The organism is Streptomyces monashensis (genome assembly GCF_001866665.1).
Taxonomy (GTDB): Bacteria; Actinomycetota; Actinomycetes; order Streptomycetales; family Streptomycetaceae; genus Streptomyces; species Streptomyces monashensis.
Genome location: NZ_MLYO01000012.1, coordinates 294,868 through 311,368 on the forward strand (window position 1 = coordinate 294,868; position 16,501 = coordinate 311,368).

Sequence of the window (16,501 nt, forward strand, 5' to 3'; positions counted from 1 at the left end):
ACCGGCCGGACGGGTGGTGGGGCGGGACGGACGACGGCCGACCCCCGTACGGCCCTCCGCCGCCCCGCCCCGGTCCGCCGTCCCGGGGTTCACGCGGTGCGTGGGAGGCGGTGCCGGCGGACCCGCCCGGTATGGGACTCGGCACCCGCGCCGTCGTGGCCGTCCCGGTCCGCCGGGCGGGCGGCGCGGCGGGCCCGGGCGACGGAGCGGGCCAGTCGATCCTCCTCTGCCGCGCGGATCAGCTGGGCGGAGCGCATCTTGTGGTACTCGATCTCGATCATGACGTGTCCCTCTGGTGCGGGCTCGGCGAGCGTCGAAGGCCCGATGAGCGTCGGTGTCGTGCCTCGCGTTCTGCGATGCCTCCACCTTCGTCCGCGAGGGGGGTGCGCCACATCGGGAGAGTTCCGCATCTTCGTGGCCGCCCGCGGCCCGCACGCACGCGTAAGGGGCCTCAGGGCGCCCGTAAGGTACTCACGGATTCCCTAAGGCCCCTGGGACCTGCGGTTTCTCAGCCCGCCGAGGGCAGGGCCAGCAGCGCGTCGGAGTACTTCAGGACGGCCAGGACCAGGCCGATCACACCGAGCGAGACACCCGCCCAGGCGACCGACTTGATCCAGGGCGTCTGCGGGCGGCCCGGAGTGCCGAACGCGGGGCGGACGAGCACGACCACGCCGGTGAGCAGCGCGGCCAGCGCGAACACTCCGGCCCACAGCGCGGTGGTGTGCCAGGCGTCGCCGTAGACCGCCTTGATCTGCTTGGCGACGGTCGCCGTGGAGGAGGTCCGCAGCTGGCCGACGAGCTGCTGGCGGGCACCGGCGACGGTGCCGATCCAGCCGCCGCTGAGCGAGACCAGGCCCAGCGCGGCGGAGACGACCGCACCGGCGCCCTGGCCGACGCCAGAGGGCACCCTGGCCTCCGGCTCGCCGTCCTCGTCGAGGTCCTCCTCCGGCCCCGCCTGCGGGGCCCGGTCCTCCTTCGCCGCCCGGTCCGCCGCGGGCTCCGGGTGCTCGTCGCCGGATCCCGTCCGCGCGGTCTCCTCGACGGCGGTCGCGTCCTCCGCCGCGGTCTCGGCGTCACTGTGCGCCGCAGCGCCTTCCTTCGTCTTCGTTGCCATGCCCGGCACCGTACGGACGCTGTCTGAGAGGTCTCTTAATGATCGTTCTGCCCGGTACGCGCGTGTGCCGCACGCCACTCGGGGGCGAGCACCGACCAGATCTCGGTGTTGGAGCGCACGCCCCGGTGCGGGTAGTTCTCGCGGAGCACGCCCTCACGGGACATGCCGAGCCGCCGGGCCACACCGATGCTGGGCTCGTTGGCCGAGGAGACGTGCCACTCCACGCGGTGCATGCCGCGCTCCTCGAACGCCCAGTCCAGCAGCACCCTCAGCCCCCGGGTGACCAGTCCGCGCCCGGCCGCCGCGGGCTCCAGCCAGCAGCCGGCCTCGCACACGCCGCCCGGGGTGTCCCACACGCGGAACAGCAGCCCGCCGACGAGCGTGCCGTCGAGCCAGATGCCGTGCAGACTCCCGCCGTCGACGGCCCGCTTGTCGGCGTACGCCTTCAGCCAGGCACGCGCGCCGTCCAGGTCGGACACCACGTCCGGCAGCCCCACGTGCCGGCCGATGAACTCCCGTCCCCGGTCGATGTGGGCGAGGAGCTCCTCGGCGTGCCACACCTCCAGCGGCCGCAGCTCGGCTCCGTCATCGCCCAGGGATGTCGCGTACATCGTGTTCCTCACCCAGCTCCGCCGTCGAGACGTCCCCGAGCCTCTCATGTCCGCCGCGGCACTCCGGCGGCTCGATGCTGATACGCGGCAGGCGGCGCTCCAGCCAGGCGGGCAGCCACCAGTTGGCGGCGCCGAGCAGATGCATCAGGGCGGGCACGAGCAGGGTGCGCAGCACGAAGGCGTCGAGGGCGACGGCGGAGGCCAGCGCGATGCCGAACATGGCGATGACCCGGTCGCCGCTGAGCACGAAGGCGAGGAAGACCGAGATCATGATGACCGCGGCGGAGTTGATGACCCGGCTGGTCTCGGCGAGGCCCACGCGGACGGCGCGCCGGTTGTCGCCGGTCTCCAGCCACTCCTCGTACATCCGGCTGACCAGGAAGACCTGGTAGTCCATGGAGAGGCCGAAGAGGACCGAGACCATGATCACGGGCAGGAACGGCTCGATGGGCCCGGCCCGGCCGAGGCCGAGCAGTTCGCTGCCCCAGCCCCACTGGAAGACGGCGACGACGACGCCGAACGCGGCGGCCACGGCGGCGATGTTCATCGCGGCGGCCTTCGCCGGGATGCCGAGCGAGCGGAACGCGACCAGCAGCAGGAGACAGCCGAGTCCGACGACCGCGCCGACGAACACCGGGAGTTTGCCGACGATCACATTCGCGAAGTCGTCGTATCCGGCGGTCACTCCGCCGACCTGGACGTCGAGGGAGGTGCCGGCCTCCGCGCGGGGCAGGACGTGGTTCCGCAGCCGGTCCACGAGGGCACTGGTGTCCTGCGACTGGGGCGCGGAGGCGGGGACGACCGTGAGGTAGGCGGTGTCGCCGCCGGCGCCGTAGACGACCGGGGTGGCGGAGGCGACGCCGGGGGTGGCGCGCAGGGTGTCGTCGAGGTTGTCCAGGGCGAGTTTTCCGGCGGCTCCGTCGACCCGGGCCACCAGCGTGAGCGGCCCGTTCACGCCCGGTCCGAAGCCCTCGGCGAGCAGGTCGTAGGCCTTGCGGGTGGTGGAGGTGCGCGGGTCGTTGCCCTGGTCGGAGGTGCCGAGGTGGAGCGAGAGGGTGGGCAGGGCGAGGACGGCGATGACGGCGACGGCGAGCGCGCCGAGCAGTCGGGGGTGGCGTTCGACCAGCGCCGACCAGCGGGCGGCGAGTCCGGTGGGCAGCTCCGGGCGCGGTCCGTGCGCGGCGAGCCGGCGCCGCTCGCGGCGGCCGAGGGCGCGCGGACCGATGTACGACAGCAGGGCGGGCAGCAGCGTGACCGAGGCGGCGACGGTGAGCACGACCGTCAACGAGGCGGCGACGGCGACCCCGTTGAGGAAGCCGAGGCGCAGGATCAGCATCCCCAGCAGGGCGATGCACACCGTCGCACCCGCGAACACGACGGCCCGTCCGGTGGTGGCCACGGCGTTCACGGCGGCCTCGGTCACGCTCAGCCCGCGTTTCAGGCCGCGCCGGTGTCTGGTCACGATGAACAGGGCGTAGTCGATGCCGACGCCGAGTCCGATCAGCATGGCGAGCATGGGCGCGAAGTCGGCGACGGTCAGGGCGTGTCCGAGCAGCCCTATGCCGGCGTACGCGGTGCCGACGCCGACCAGCGCGGTGGCGATGGGCAGGGCCGAGGCGGCGAGCGAGCCGAAGGCGAGGAACAGCACGACGGCGGCGACGAGCACGCCGACCAGCTCGGCGGTGTGCTCGCGCGGGGACGCCGTGAGCCCGATCGCGTCGCCGCCCAGCTCGACCTGGAGCCCGTCGTGCGCGGCGGCCTTGGCGGTGCTCACCACGGCCTGCGCCTCGGACTTGCCGATCTCCTCGGCGGGCTGGGTGAAGGTGACGGTGGCGTAGGCGGTGCGGCCGTCGGCGCTGATCCGGTGGGCGCCCTGGGGGCCGTACGGGCCGGACACGGAGGCCACGCCGGGCAGGGCGGCGATCCGGTCGAGGGTGCGGGTCATGGTCTGCTCGACGCCGGGGGCGCGGACGGTACCGCCGCCGGTGTGCCAGACGACGCTGTCGCTGTCCCCGCCCAGCCGCGGAAAACCCTCCTTGAGCAGGTGCTCCGCCCGGCCGGACTCGGTGCCCGGGACCTCGTAGTTGTTCGAGTACGACGTCCCGGCGACGGCGGCGGCCGCACTCACCCCGCCGAAGGCGAGCAGCCACAGCAGCACGGTGATCAACCGGTGCCGGACACACCAACGGGCGAGGTCTGCCACGAACGTGCTCCCAGAATCGCGATGTGTGGATCTTTGGCCGGGAACAGTCGTCCATGAACTGAACAGCCCGCAAAGAACGGATGAGCAAGCGCAAGACACTCTTGCAGGCGAATGTGATCGTTTGCCGTGTTCGTGGGCTTCTTCACACGAGTGGGAGGCAGGTCACAGGACAGTTCGGCGAAGTCTGTCGCGGCTCCGGGGACGTCAGTCGGACTGGTCCCCCAGCGCCATGACCATCGTCCCGGCGATCATCAGCCACAGCGCCCTGCGCGTGCGGCCCCTGGCCCCGAGCGCGGCGGCGAGGGCGCACACGGCGGCCCCGAGGCCGTAGGCGGCGGGAACGCGGGCGGAGGGGGCGCCGGTGAGCTTGAACAGGGAGGCGGCGAGCCCGGCGAGGGTCAGCAGCACACCGGTGCCGACGGCCAGCCAGCGGGCCCGGCGGGCGTCCTCGACGTGGTCCGGCCGGTCCTCCGCTTCGGTTATGGCGGGTTCGGTGTCGGAGTCGGTACGTGTGCTCATGGCGGGCGAGCGTAGTGCCTCCGGCCGGCACGCAGGCGAACGGCCCCGGAGGACATGCCTCCGGGGCCGCGCGGAACGCGGCGTCAGCCCTCGCTGACGCCCAGCTTCTCCAGGATCAGCTCCTTGACGCGGGCCGCGTCGGCCTGCCCCCGGGTGGCCTTCATGACCGCGCCGACCAGGGCGCCGGCCGCGGCCACCTTGCCGCCGCGGATCTTGTCCGCGACGCCCGGGTTGCCGGCGATGGCCTCCTCGACGGCGGCGGTCAGCGCGCCCTCGTCCGAGACGACCTTCAGACCGCGCTTGTCGACGACCTCGTCCGGGGTGCCCTCGCCCGCGAGGACGCCCTCGATGACCTGCCGGGCCAGCTTGTCGTTCAGGTCGCCCTTCGCGACGAGCTCGGTGACCCGGGCCACCTGCTGCGGCGTGATGGCCAGCTCGTCCAGGGACGTGCCGGACTCGTTGGCGCTGCGCGCCAGTTCGCCCATCCACCACTTGCGGGCGGAGGCCGCGTCGGCACCGGCGTCGATCGTGGCGACGATCGGGTCCAGCGCACCGGCGTTGAGGATCGCCTGCATGTCGGTGGCCGTGATGCCCCACTCGGCGAGCAGCCGGGTACGGCGGGCCAGCGGCATCTCGGGCAGGGCCGCGCGGATCTCCTCGACCCACTCGCGCGAGGGGGCCACCGGCACCAGGTCCGGCTCGGGGAAGTACCGGTAGTCCTCGGCCTCCTCCTTCACGCGGCCCGAGGTCGTGGACCCGGTGTCCTCGTGGAAGTGGCGGGTCTCCTGGACGATCGTGCCGCCGCCGGAGAGCACGGCCGCGTGCCGCATGATCTCGAAGCGGGCCGCACGCTCCACGGAACGCAGCGAGTTGACGTTCTTCGTCTCGGAGCGCGTACCGAACGTCTCGGTGCCGTTCGGGCGCAGCGACAGGTTCACGTCGCAGCGCATCTGGCCCATCTCCATGCGGGCCTCGGACACGCCGAGGGCACGGATGACCTCGCGCAGCTCACGGACGTACGCCTTCGCCACCTCGGGGGCGCGCTCGCCGGCGCCCACGATCGGCTTGGTGACGATCTCGATGAGCGGGATGCCCGCGCGGTTGTAGTCCAGCAGCGAGTGCGAGGCGCCGTGGATACGACCGGTCGCGCCGCCCACGTGCGTGGACTTGCCGGTGTCCTCCTCCATGTGCGCGCGCTCGATCTCCACGCGGAAGGACTCGCCGTCCTCCAGTTGCACGTCGAGGTAGCCGTTGAAGGCGATCGGCTCGTCGTACTGGGAGGTCTGGAAGTTCTTCGGCATGTCCGGATAGAAGTAGTTCTTCCGGGCGAAGCGGCACCACTCGGCGATCTCGCAGTTCAGCGCGAGGCCGATCTTGATGGCGGACTCGACGCCGGTCGCGTTGACGACCGGGAGCGCGCCGGGCAGGCCGAGGCAGGTCGGGCAGGTCTGGGAGTTGGGCTCGGCGCCCAGCTCGGTCGAACAGCCGCAGAACATCTTGGTCCTGGTGCCGAGTTCGACATGGACCTCGAGGCCCATGACGGGGTCGTACGACGCCAGCGCGTCCTCGTACGACACCAGGTCGGTCGTGGTGGTCACGGTGAAAACTTCCCTCTCAGCCCAGCAGGACGTCGTCGTCGCCCAGCCGCTTCAGCTCGCGGTAGAGGATGGCGAGGCCGGTGATGATCGCGACGGCGGACACGGTGGCGTCGATGAGGCGCAGCGTGTCGTGCTCGGCCCGCGCCTTCTTGATCTGCTTGGTGACCCCGATCGCGCCGAACGCGGTGGTGGCCATCGACAGATACGTACCGGACTTGGACTTCTTGAAGCCCTTGGCCTTGGACAGTGCGTTGCTCACAGCGACGGAGCCTCCTCCAGCAGCGGGTGTCCCCACTTTTCCACGAAGGCGGCCTCGACGGCGGCGCCCACCTTGTACAGCCGGTCGTCCTGCAGCGCCGGGGCGATGATCTGCAGGCCCACCGGGAGGTTGTCCTCCGGGGCGAGGCCGCAGGGCAGGGACATGGCCGCGTTGCCCGCCAGGTTGGTCGGGATGGTGCACAGGTCCGCGAGGTACATCGCCATCGGGTCGTCGGCGCGCTCGCCGATCGCGAAGGCGGTGGTCGGGGTCGTCGGGGAGACGATCACGTCGACCTGCTCGAAGGCCTTCTCGAAGTCCCGCGTGATGAGCGTGCGGACCTTCTGGGCGGAGCCGTAGTACGCGTCGTAGTAGCCGGAGCTCAGGGCGTACGTGCCGAGCATGATGCGGCGCTTGACCTCGGGGCCGAAGCCCGCCTCACGGGTGAGGGAGGTGACCTCCTCGGCCGAGTGGCCGCCGTCGTCGCCGGTGCGCAGGCCGTAGCGCAGGCCGTCGAAGCGGGCGAGGTTGGAGGAGCACTCGGACGGCGCGATGAGGTAGTACGCCGACAGCGCGAGGTCGAAGGACGGGCAGTCCAGCTCGACGATCTCGGCGCCCAGCTCCTTCAGCAGCTCGACGGACTCGTCGAAGCGCTGGATGACGCCGGCCTGGTAGCCCTCGCCGCGGAACTGCTTGACCACGCCGACGCGCATGCCCTGCACCGAGCCGTTGCGGGCGGCCTCGACGACCGCCGGGACCGGGGCGTCGATGGAGGTGGAGTCCAGCGGGTCGTGCCCGGCGATGACCTCGTGCAGCAGGGCCGCGTCCAGGACCGTACGGGCGCAGGGACCGCCCTGGTCGAGGGAGGAGGAGAAGGCGACCATGCCGAAGCGGGACACCGCGCCGTACGTCGGCTTCACGCCGACCGTGCCGGTGACGGCGGCCGGCTGGCGGATGGAACCGCCGGTGTCGGTGCCGATGGCGAGGGGCGACTGGAAGGAGGCGAGCGCGGCGGAGGAACCGCCGCCGGATCCGCCGGGGATCTTGGTGAGGTCCCACGGGTTGCCGGTCGGGCCGTAGGCGCTGTTCTCGGTGGAGGACCCCATGGCGAACTCGTCCATGTTGGTCTTGCCGAGGATGACGACGTCGGCGGCCTTCAGGCGCTTGGTGAGCGTCGCGTCGTACGGCGGGATCCAGCCCTCGAGGATCTTCGAGCCGACGGTCGTGGGCACGCCCTCGGTGGTGAAGATGTCCTTGAGCGCGAGCGGGACACCGGCCAGCGGGCCGAGCTTCTCGCCGCGGGCCCGCTTCTCGTCCACGGCGCGGGCCTGGGCGAGGGCGCCCTCGCGGTCGACGTGCAGGAAGGCGTGCACCTTCTCGTCGACGGCCTCGATCCGGGCGAGGTGGGCCTCGGTGACCTCGACGGCCGTCAGTTCGCCGGAGGCGATCTTCTCGGCGATCTGCGCGGCCGTGAGCTTGATGATGGTGCTGTCCGTCATGGTCGTCACTCCTCCCCCAGGATCTGCGGCACCTTGAAACGCTGCTGCTCCTGGGCCGGGGCGCCGGAGAGCGCCTGCTCGGGGGTGAGCGAGGGACGGACCTCGTCCGCGCGCATGACGTTCGTCAGCGGGAGCGGGTGCGAGGTCGGCGGTACGTCTTGGTCGGCGACCTCGCTGACGCGGGCCACCGCGCCGATGATGTCGTCCAGCTGTCCCGCGAAGTGGTCGAGTTCTTCGGGCTTCAGCTCCAGACGCGCCAGCCGGGCGAGGTGGGCGACCTCCTCGCGCGTGATGCCAGGCATGCAGCGATCCTCTGGGGTGAGTGTGTGTGGTTTGGCCCAATCCTATGGGGCGGGGGCCGGTGCCCGTGAAACGGTTTCCCGGGTACCTGCTTCCGGGCCCCTGTCCTCACGCGTGCCGGCCGTCCCAGGCGTCGCTCCTCAGGAAGTGGTTGTCGTACAGCTCCTGGACCTCCAGGAGGCTCTCCGGGGTGACCTCGCCGAGGCGGATGCGCCGGAGGTGGCGGAAGTACTCGAAGCGTTCGACGCCGGGCGCGATCACGATCAGGATGTCGGCCGGGCTGCCGGGGGCCGCGGCGAAGGCATGCGGCCGGTCCGGCGGGACGATGATCAGGTCCCCGGGCTCGGCGGTGACCACGTCGTCCCCGGAGAGGAACTCGGCGGCGCCGTCGAGCAGGAAGAACATCTCGGCGGAGTTGTGGTGCACATGCGGTCTGGCGCCGTCGGCCCCCTCGGCGAGGGTGACCCGGACCGTGGACAGCGCGCCGCCGCTGGCGCTGCTGTCGGCGAGCAGCTTGACGCCGGTGGGCGCCTGACCCACGACTTCGGCCTCGGCGTCCCGGACCACCACGGTGTCGTCGAACCTGGGCACGAACAGAGACATCGCACTTCCCCCTGGTGTGGAGTCGGCCGGTGTGACGTCGGACCGCGAGGAGCGGTCCCGCACTGATCAATACCACGCCCGCGGTGGCGAAATGATCCCGAACGCGACGGCTTGCGTACCGCCGTCGCGCAGGACGATCAGCGTGTCGCCGAGCGGGACGGGGGTTCTCCCGGAGGGGGCGCGCGTGCAGGCTGGAGCCGCTGATCAGCCAGTTCAGCGCATCGTAGAGCCACGGGGCGGTGTCGATGCGCCGTTGCGCCGCGTGCACCCCACGGCGGCGGACGGGCGGGTCACTCGGCGCTGGGGAGCGCCGCCCGCGGCCGCTGCCATCCCCGCGACCCCCGCGCCCGCAGCCACGCCGTGGTCTCCTCGGGCGGCATCGCGGCGGCCACCAGCCAGCCCTGCACCGCGTCGCACCCCATGTCCCGCAGCCGCTCCCAGGTCTCGTCGTCCTCCACGCCCTCGGCGACGACGAGCAGCCCCAGCGAATGCGCCAGATCGACCGTGCAGCGCACGATCTCCGCGTCCTCGGTGTCGACGGCCAGCCGGGCCACGAAGGAGCGGTCGATCTTCAGCTCGCTCACCGGCAGCCGCCGCAGATGCACCAGTGAGGAGTACCCGGTGCCGAAGTCGTCCAGCGACATCTTCACGCCGTGCCCGGTGAGCCCGGCGAGGGTGTCGGCGGCGCGCTGCGGGTCCTCCAGCAGGACGTGCTCGGTGATCTCCAGCTGGAGCGCTCCCGCGGGGACCCCGTGCCGGGCCAGCCGCGCCGCGACCGAGCCGGCGAAGCCGGGCGTGTGCACATCGCGCGGGGAGACGTTCACGGCCACCGGCACCCGCAGCCCCTGTGCCCGCCAGCGGGCGACCTGCCCGAGCGCGGTCTCGAGCACGTACTCCGTGAGGTGGGGCATCAGCCCGGAGGACTCGGCGATCGCTATGAACTCGTCCGGCGGCACCTTCCCGCGCTCGGGGTGCACCCAGCGCACCAGCGCCTCCAGGCCGGCGACCTGGCCGTCGAAGCGGACCTTGGGCTGGTAGTGCAGCTGCACCTCGTGCGCGTCCAGCGCCCGGCGCAGATCGCCCAGCAGGCCGAGGCGGTCGGGGGTGTTGGAGTCCCGCTTGGACTCGTAGACCTCGACGCCCGTACGGTCGCGCTTCGCCTGGTACATCGCCACGTCCGCGCGGCGCAGCAGTCCCTCGGCGTCCAGGGCGTGGTCGGGGAAGACGGCGACGCCCGCGCTGGCCTCCAGGACGAGGGTGAGCCCGTCGAGGTCGAGCGGGGAGCTCAGGTCGGCGACGAGGCCGCGGGCGACGCGGGTGGCCGACGTGGTGGAGTCGGCGACGGGCAGTAAGACCGCGAACTCGTCGCCGCCGAGCCGCGCGGCCTCCGCTCCGCGCGGCAGGGCGAGCCGCAGCCGGTCGGCTATCTGGAGCAGCAGCCGGTCACCGGCGAGGTGACCGAGGGTGTCGTTGACCGACCGGAAGCGGTCGAGGTCGATCAGCATGAGGGCGGAGCGGGCGCCGATGCGTTCGGCGTCGTCGAGGGCGGTCCAGATCCGCTCCAGCAGCCACTGCCGGTTGGGCAGCCCGGTCAGCGGGTCGCGCAACTGCTCCTCGGCCCGCGCGCGGGCCATCCACAGGGTGGAGTCGAGCGCGATGAGCGGGATCGCGAACAGCGGCAGCAGGATCGGCCGGGCGTCGGCGACGACACACAGCAGGGGCGCGATGCCGAGCAGGGCGACGGCGAGAAGGCCCTGCCTGACCAGGGACGCCCGGTCGACGGTGGGCACCTTGCCGGCACGCGGAGCGTGCAGGTACCACAACAGGCCGCGGCTGACCACGAGGTAGACACCGGCGACGAGGACGACCTCCGGCACGGCCGCGATGCTCCAGCTCTCCGGCCGCCAGGGGGTCTCGACGCTCGGGACCCGGCCGAACGCGCCGAGGAGCAGCGCACCGGCGCCGATGCCGAGGAGGTCCACCGCGCCGTGCAGGACGCCCTGGCGCCAGCGGTGGCGGCGGGCGATGCCGACCAGGACGACGACGGTGAGGCTGACCATGCCGGCGGGCACCCAGCCGTAGAGCAGCAGGACGGCGAGGGTGAGGGCGGCGCCGGAGCCGGTGCCGCCCCACCAGCGGGCGCGGCCCAGCATGACGAGGTGGCCGACGATGACACCGGTGAGCAGGGCCAGCGACCAGCCGACGGTGCCGCCCGGGAAGAGGGCGTGGTGACCGGCGAAGGCGCGGTAGAAGCCGGCGGCCAGGACGAGGGCGCCGGCGGCCACGAGGGCCGCGGGCAGGGCGGGCCAGGGCAGGCGCCGGGCCGGGCCGGCGTCCGATCCCGTCCCGGTCCCGCCCGGCCCGGTCAGGCCGCGGGCCGGTTCGACGGCGGTCACGGGTATCGGCGGATGGGCCTCGGCGACGGCGCCCGGACCGGACCGGCGGACCCGGCCCGCCGCACGCCCGTCCGCCCGTGCCGCCCACCGGGTCCCCCGCCAGGCGCCCGCGCGACGGCGCAGACGCAGCCCTGAGCCCGGGGCGACGCTCTCGGTCGGTTCCATTCCCGTCCCTCTCACACCCGGCGGTGCCCACGCCACGCGGCCCGATGTCCGACACCCATCAGCGGCTCCGCGTTGAAGAAACGTTCCCCGCGCCTTGGGAGCGCACGGGAATGCCCCGACCGCAGCTGGGCACGGCAGGCGCACACCTCAACAGTAGGCCGCTGAAGGCTTCCACGGGCACCGGTCGTCGACGGTTGCCCGAATGCGCCCAGGCCACCCGTATGCATCTGATATGCGCCGATCGGGTGGCCTTCAACCGCTACTCCTCGGTCGGAAGCGCGACTTCGGCCGCGGCGTCCGGGCCCTGCTCCAAAAGGACGGTGAAACCGTCCTCGTTCAGTACCGGAACCTTCAATTGCATGGCCTTGTCGTACTTCGAGCCGGGGTTGTCACCCACAACGACGAACGAAGTCTTCTTCGATACGGATCCGGTCACCTTCGCGCCCTGGCCCTGCAGCGCGTCCTTCGCTCCGTCCCGCGTGAAGTTCTCCAGCGTTCCGGTGACGACGACGGTGAGCCCCTCCAGCGGGCGCGGGCCCTCGTCCTCGCCGGTGGACCGGTCCTCCAGCGGGATCCCGGCGGCCTTCCACTTGCGGACGATCTCGCGGTGCCACTCCTCGGCGAACCATTCCTTGAGCGCGGTCGCGATGATCGGCCCGACGCCGTCGGTGGCCGCCAGCTCTTCCTCGCTGGCCTGTTCGATACGGTCGATGGAGCGGAACTCGCGGGCGAGGGCCTGCGCGGCCACCGGTCCGACGTGCCGGATGGACAGTCCGTTGAGGAATCTCGCCAGCGGGCGCTGCTTGGCCGCCTCGATGTTCTCCAGCAGGGCGAGGGTGTTCTTCTTCGGCTCGCCCTTCTGGTTGGCGAAGACCGTGACGACCTTCTCCTCGCCCGTCTTGGGGTCCCGCTTGGGCAGACCGCTGTCGGGGTCGAGGACATAGGCCTTGATGGGCAGCAGCTTGTCCACCGTCAGGTCGAACACGTCGCCCTCGTCCACCAGCGGCGGGTCGGCCGGCTCCAGCGGGCGGGTGAGCGCGGCGGCGGCCACCGCGCCGAAGCCCTCGATGTCCAGGCACTCGCGGCCCGCGAGGTAGGTCACGCGCTCGCGCAACTGGGCCGGGCACGTACGGGCGTTGGGGCAACGGAGGTCGATGTCGCCCTCCTTCATGGGCCGCAGCGGGGTGCCGCACTCGGGGCACTCGGCCGGCATCACGAACTCCCGCTCACCGCCGTCCCTCAGGTCGACCACCGGGCCGAGGATCTCCGGGATGACGTCACCGGCCTTGCGGATGACGACCGTGTCGCCGATGAGGACACCCTTGGCCTTGACGACCTCCTGGTTGTGCAGGGTGGCGAACTCGACCTCGCTGCCCGCGACCGTGACCGGCTCCACCTGGGCGTACGGCGTGACGCGCCCGGTGCGGCCGACGCCCACCTTGATGTCGATGAGCCTGGTGTTGACCTCTTCCGGCGCGTACTTGTACGCGATCGCCCAGCGGGGGGCCCGCGCGGTGGAGCCGAGGCGGCCCTGGAGGCGGATCTCGTCCAGCTTGACGACGGCACCGTCGATCTCGTGCTCCACGGAGTGGCGCATCTCGCCGTCGTAGCGGGCGATGAACTGCCGTACGCCGTCGAGGTCGTCGACCACCCGGTTGTGCGGCGAGGTGGGCAGGCCCCAGGTCTTCAGCAGGTCGTACGCCTGGGACAGCCGGGTCAGGCCCGTGAAGCCCTCCAGGGCGCCGATGCCGTGGACGACCATGTGCAGCGGGCGGGTGGCGGTGACGCGCGGGTCCTTCTGGCGCAGCGAACCTGCGGCGGCGTTGCGGGGGTTGGCGAACGGCTTGTCACCGGCGGCGACCAGGCGTTCGTTCAGCTCCAGGAACTTCTCCATCGGGAAGTAGACCTCGCCGCGGATCTCCACCAGGTCCGGGACTTCTTCGCCGTGCAGCCGGTCCGGGATCTCGGCGATCGTACGGACGTTGGGTGTGATGTCCTCGCCGGTGCGGCCGTCGCCGCGGGTCGCCGCGCGCGTGAGGCGGCCGTGCTCGTACGTGAGGTTGACCGCGAGGCCGTCGACCTTCAGCTCGCACAGGAAGTGGTATTCCTGGTCGCCGAGTTCGCGCGCGATGCGGTCGGCCCAGGCGGCCAGTTCCTCGTCGTTGAAGGTGTTGTCGAGGGAGAGCATGCGCTGGCGGTGCTCGACCGCCGTGAAGTCCGTCTCGTACGATCCCGCGACCTTCTGGGTCGGCGAGTCCGGGGTGCGCAGCTCCGGATACCGCTCCTCCAGGGCCTCCAGGGACTTCAGGAGCTGGTCGAACTCCGCGTCGCTGACGACGGGGGCGTCCTTCACGTAGTACCGGAAGCGGTGCTCCTCGATCTGCTCAGCGAGCTGCGCGTGCTTGTCCCGTGCCTCGGCGGGCACTGCCGTCTCCGCCTGCTGCTTGTCGCCGGCCACCGTGTTGTCCTCCCGTTACTCTGGGTTGTCCGCGAGGGATCTCGCCGCCCGGACGCAGTGGGCGAGCGCCTGGCGTGCGTACGCGGGGGAAGCGCCCGCCAGACCGCACGCCGGGGTGAGGGTGACCGCCTCCGTGAGCAACCCCGGATGCAGCCCCAGCCTGCGCCACAGCGTCCTGACACCCATGACGCTACCGGCAGGGTCTGACAATGGGCCGTCCGTGCCCGGCACGACACCGGCGAACAGCCGCGTGCCGCCCTCGACGGCCTCGCCGATCGCGTCGTCGTCACGCTCGGTGAGGAGCGAGAAATCGAAGGAGACGGCGTCCGCGCCGGCTCTCCGCAGCAGGGCGAACGGCACGTCGGGGGCGCAGGAGTGGACGACGACGGGGCCGTCGCCGTGTACGCCGACGACGTCCCGCACGGTGGCCTCGACGACCTGGCGGTCCACGGCGCGGTGGGTGCGGTAGCCGCTGGCGGTGCGGACCTGGCCGCGCAGGACGGCGGTGAGCGAGGGCTCGTCGAGCTGCAGGACGAGGCGGGCGCCGGGGACACGGCGCCGCACCTCGGCGAGGTGGAGCCGGAGGCCCTCGGTGAGGGAGGCGGCGAGGTCGCGGCAGGCCCCGGGGTCGGAGAGCGCGGCCTCGCCGTTCCTCAGTTCCAGGGCGGCGGCGAGCGTCCAGGGACCGACGGCCTGCACCTTGAGGTCGCCCTCGTAGCCCTGGGTGAACTCCTCCAGGGCGTCCAGGTCCTCGCCCAGCCAGGACCGGGCGCGCTTGGTGTCCCGGCCCGGCCGGTCGCCGATCCGCCAGCCGCTGGGCTCCACGCGCGCGTACAGCTCGACCAGCAGGCCGGCACTGCGGCCGATCATGTCGGCGCCCGGCCCGCGCGCGGGCAGTTCGGCGAGGTACGGAAAGTCCTCGAAGCTGCCGGTGACCGTCTTGGCCGCTTCCCTGGCGTCCCCGCCGGGCATGGATCCGACGCCGGTGGCCGCGGGGAACCTGAACTGGGTGTTCTCACTCACCTGGGCAGGGTATGCCGTGAACCGTCCGGAGGGCTCCGCCCCCTGGACGCCCGCCCGGGCCGGAGGTCAGCTCCCCGGCCGTACCGTCAGGTCGTTGACCTCCGCGTCCCTCGGCAGGTCCAGGGACATGAGGATCGTCGTGGCGACGGACTCGGGGTCGATCCACTGCCCGGCGTCGTAGTCCTTGCCCTCCTGCTGGTGCACCTTCGCCTGCATGGGGCTCGCCGTGCGGCCGGGGTAGACCGAGGTGACGCGGACGCCGTTCGCGTGCTCCTCGTGGCGCAGGGAGTCGGCCAGGGCCTTCAGACCGTGCTTCGAGGCGGCGTACGCGGACCAGTTGGCGTGGGCGTTGAGGCCGGAGCCGGAGTTGACGAAGAGCACATGGCCGCGGGCGGCGCGCAGTTGGGGCAGGAAGTGCCGGGTCAGCTCGGCGGGCGCGATCAGGTTGACGTTGAGCTGGTGGTGCCAGGACTTGGGGGTCAGCTCGCCGACCCCGCCGAGGTCGACGACCCCGGCGATGTGCAGGAGGGAGTCCACACGGTCGGGCAGGGTCTGGTGCGAGAAGGCCCAGGAGAGGCGGTCCGGGTCGGCGAGGTCGCCCACCAGCGTGCGGGCGCCGGGGAACCGCGCCGCCAGCTCCTTGGCGCGGCCCGCGTCGCGCGCGTGGAGGACGAGTTCGTCCCCGCGCGCGTGCAGACGGCGGGCGACGGCGGCGCCGATGCCGGAACCGGCGCCGGTGATCACATGGGTAGCCATGCCCGCCATGCTCGCATCAGTGGCCGCCCGGCCCCGCGGCGGTGGCTCATGTCGCGGACTCCAGGTGGGCCAGCGCGGCGGCCGGCTCGTCGGCGAAGAACATCAGCTCGGCCAGCGGCCGCGGCAGGAAGCCCTCGGCCTCCATGCGGCGGAACTGCGTCTGCAGACCGTCGTAGAAGCCCTCGGTGTTCAGCAGGACGACCGGCTTGTCGGTGCGGCCGTGCTTCTTCAGCTCCAGGATCTCGGTGGCCTCGTCCAGCGTGCCGGTGCCGCCCACCATGATCACCACGGCGTCCGCCTTCTCCAGCAGCAGCCGCTTGCGCTCGGCGAGGTCGGGGGCGATGACCATCTCGTCGGCGCCGGGCCGCGCCTTGTTCGCCAGGAACTCCACGGAGACGCCCAGCAGCCTGCCGCCCGCCTCCTGCACACCGTCGGCGACGACCTTCATCAGGCCGACGTCGGAACCGCCCCAGACCAGGGTGTGGCCGGCCCTGCCGAGCAGTTCCGCGAACTCGCGCGCGGGGCGCGTGTACCGCTCGTCGAGGTCGGCGGCGGACAGGAAGACACAGATGTTCATGGCCCCTACCGTACGCGGGCCGATCGCGGGCCGTGCCCGGGAAGAACCGGGTGCCCGGCGGTGCTGAACGGATATGGCCGAAGGACACACCATCACCATCGAGCAGGGCGAGCGGCACGTGCGCGTGGTGCACGCGGACCTGGTGCTCGCGGAGACCGACCGACCCCTGGTGCTGCGCGAGACGGGCTGTCCCCCGCGGTACTACATCCCCGCCGAGGACGTACGCCTCGACCTGCTGACCCCCTCCGACACCCACACCGTCTGCCCCTTCAAGGGCACGGCGTCCTACTGGTCGCTGGCCGACGCGCCGGACCTGGTCTGGGCGTACCCGGACCCCAGGCCGGACGTGGCCGCCATCAAGGACCACTACTGCTTCTACGAGCCCGAAGTGTCATGATCTGCGCGGCACCGACGTGTCGTGAG

Annotated in this window: 16 protein-coding genes and 1 pseudogene; 1 reads left to right on the forward strand and 16 read right to left on the reverse strand. The window is 72.1% G+C overall.

Annotated features, from left to right (window positions below):
- Window positions 1-89: 89 nt before the first annotated feature.
- From BIV23_RS06130 to BIV23_RS06200, 16 genes and pseudogenes are all read right to left on the reverse strand, one after another.
- The gene (locus BIV23_RS06130) at window positions 90-281 is read right to left on the reverse strand and encodes a hypothetical protein (protein WP_071379690.1); all 192 of its coding nucleotides are present in this window, start codon (window positions 279-281) and stop codon (window positions 90-92) included.
- A gap of 227 nt (window positions 282-508) precedes the next feature.
- Window positions 509-1,114, reverse strand: coding sequence for a hypothetical protein (locus tag BIV23_RS06135; RefSeq protein ID WP_071379691.1), 606 nt, complete (start codon window positions 1,112-1,114; stop codon window positions 509-511).
- A gap of 35 nt (window positions 1,115-1,149) precedes the next feature.
- The gene (locus tag BIV23_RS06140) at window positions 1,150-1,725 is read right to left on the reverse strand and encodes a GNAT family N-acetyltransferase (RefSeq protein WP_071379692.1); all 576 of its coding nucleotides are present in this window, start codon (window positions 1,723-1,725) and stop codon (window positions 1,150-1,152) included.
- On the reverse strand, window positions 1,700-3,928 hold the full coding sequence (locus BIV23_RS06145) for an MMPL family transporter (protein WP_071379693.1): 2,229 nt from the start codon (window positions 3,926-3,928) through the stop codon (window positions 1,700-1,702). The genes BIV23_RS06140 and BIV23_RS06145 overlap by 26 nt, the downstream gene beginning before the upstream one ends.
- A 204-nt stretch (window positions 3,929-4,132) precedes the next feature.
- A complete protein-coding gene (locus BIV23_RS06150; RefSeq protein WP_071379694.1) occupies window positions 4,133-4,447 on the reverse strand; it encodes a hypothetical protein in 315 nt (104 codons plus the stop codon).
- Window positions 4,448-4,530: 83 nt separating this feature from the next.
- On the reverse strand, window positions 4,531-6,045 hold the full coding sequence (gene gatB, locus BIV23_RS06155) for an Asp-tRNA(Asn)/Glu-tRNA(Gln) amidotransferase subunit GatB (protein WP_071379695.1): 1,515 nt from the start codon (window positions 6,043-6,045) through the stop codon (window positions 4,531-4,533).
- Between the two features lie 16 nt (window positions 6,046-6,061).
- Complete coding sequence (locus tag BIV23_RS06160; RefSeq protein ID WP_071379696.1) at window positions 6,062-6,304, reverse strand: hypothetical protein; 243 nt, start codon at window positions 6,302-6,304, stop codon at window positions 6,062-6,064.
- Window positions 6,301-7,800 (reverse strand): Asp-tRNA(Asn)/Glu-tRNA(Gln) amidotransferase subunit GatA, encoded by a 1,500-nt coding sequence (gene gatA, locus BIV23_RS06165; RefSeq protein ID WP_071379697.1) that lies wholly within the window; start codon window positions 7,798-7,800, stop codon window positions 6,301-6,303. Before gatA ends, BIV23_RS06160 begins: the two co-directional genes overlap by 4 nt.
- Before the next feature lie 5 nt (window positions 7,801-7,805).
- A complete protein-coding gene (gatC, locus tag BIV23_RS06170) occupies window positions 7,806-8,102 on the reverse strand; it encodes an Asp-tRNA(Asn)/Glu-tRNA(Gln) amidotransferase subunit GatC (protein WP_006130840.1) in 297 nt (98 codons plus the stop codon).
- Between the two features lie 106 nt (window positions 8,103-8,208).
- Window positions 8,209-8,703, reverse strand: a complete 495-nt coding sequence (locus BIV23_RS06175) for a cupin domain-containing protein (protein WP_071379698.1) — start codon at window positions 8,701-8,703, stop codon at window positions 8,209-8,211.
- A 40-nt stretch (window positions 8,704-8,743) separates the two neighbouring features.
- Window positions 8,744-8,862, reverse strand: a pseudogene (locus BIV23_RS53860) (DUF4267 domain-containing protein); the annotation flags it as partial.
- A 131-nt stretch (window positions 8,863-8,993) separates the two neighbouring features.
- Entirely contained in the window at window positions 8,994-11,264 is a 2,271-nt protein-coding gene (locus BIV23_RS06180) for a putative bifunctional diguanylate cyclase/phosphodiesterase (protein ID WP_071379699.1), read from the reverse strand.
- 259 nt (window positions 11,265-11,523) lie between these two features.
- Window positions 11,524-13,722, reverse strand: coding sequence for an NAD-dependent DNA ligase LigA (gene ligA / locus BIV23_RS06185; protein WP_071379700.1), 2,199 nt, complete (start codon window positions 13,720-13,722; stop codon window positions 11,524-11,526).
- A 15-nt stretch (window positions 13,723-13,737) separates the two neighbouring features.
- On the reverse strand, window positions 13,738-14,745 hold the full coding sequence (locus BIV23_RS06190) for a methionine synthase (protein WP_079172976.1): 1,008 nt from the start codon (window positions 14,743-14,745) through the stop codon (window positions 13,738-13,740).
- Window positions 14,746-14,811: 66 nt separating this feature from the next.
- The gene (locus BIV23_RS06195; RefSeq protein WP_071379701.1) at window positions 14,812-15,510 is read right to left on the reverse strand and encodes an SDR family oxidoreductase; all 699 of its coding nucleotides are present in this window, start codon (window positions 15,508-15,510) and stop codon (window positions 14,812-14,814) included.
- Window positions 15,511-15,547: 37 nt separating this feature from the next.
- Complete coding sequence (locus tag BIV23_RS06200) at window positions 15,548-16,078, reverse strand: LOG family protein (protein ID WP_071379702.1); 531 nt, start codon at window positions 16,076-16,078, stop codon at window positions 15,548-15,550.
- 73 nt (window positions 16,079-16,151) lie between these two features.
- Between BIV23_RS06200 and BIV23_RS06205 the strand changes: the two genes are divergently transcribed.
- Window positions 16,152-16,475 carry a DUF427 domain-containing protein gene (locus BIV23_RS06205; protein ID WP_071379703.1) on the forward strand — a complete coding sequence of 108 codons (324 nt, stop codon included), beginning with the start codon at window positions 16,152-16,154 and terminating at the stop codon, window positions 16,473-16,475.
- The last annotated feature ends 26 nt before the right edge of the window (window positions 16,476-16,501 follow it).

Bases quoted from the DNA above. Each gene is read 5' to 3' on its own strand.
- BIV23_RS06200 (WP_071379702.1), bottom strand. From the start codon at position 16,078: ATGAACATCTGTGTCTTCCTGTCCGCCGCCGACCTCGACGAGCGGTAC.
- BIV23_RS06175 (WP_071379698.1), bottom strand. From the start codon at position 8,703: ATGTCTCTGTTCGTGCCCAGGTTCGACGACACCGTGGTGGTCCGGGAC.
- BIV23_RS06205 (WP_071379703.1), top strand. From the start codon at position 16,152: ATGGCCGAAGGACACACCATCACCATCGAGCAGGGCGAGCGGCACGTG.
- BIV23_RS06140 (WP_071379692.1), bottom strand. From the start codon at position 1,725: ATGTACGCGACATCCCTGGGCGATGACGGAGCCGAGCTGCGGCCGCTG.
- BIV23_RS06130 (WP_071379690.1), bottom strand. From the start codon at position 281: ATGATCGAGATCGAGTACCACAAGATGCGCTCCGCCCAGCTGATCCGC.
- gatC (WP_006130840.1), bottom strand. From the start codon at position 8,102: ATGCCTGGCATCACGCGCGAGGAGGTCGCCCACCTCGCCCGGCTGGCG.
- BIV23_RS06180 (WP_071379699.1), bottom strand. From the start codon at position 11,264: ATGGAACCGACCGAGAGCGTCGCCCCGGGCTCAGGGCTGCGTCTGCGC.
- BIV23_RS06195 (WP_071379701.1), bottom strand. From the start codon at position 15,510: ATGGCGGGCATGGCTACCCATGTGATCACCGGCGCCGGTTCCGGCATC.
- BIV23_RS06150 (WP_071379694.1), bottom strand. From the start codon at position 4,447: ATGAGCACACGTACCGACTCCGACACCGAACCCGCCATAACCGAAGCG.
- BIV23_RS06135 (WP_071379691.1), bottom strand. From the start codon at position 1,114: ATGGCAACGAAGACGAAGGAAGGCGCTGCGGCGCACAGTGACGCCGAG.
- gatA (WP_071379697.1), bottom strand. From the start codon at position 7,800: ATGACGGACAGCACCATCATCAAGCTCACGGCCGCGCAGATCGCCGAG.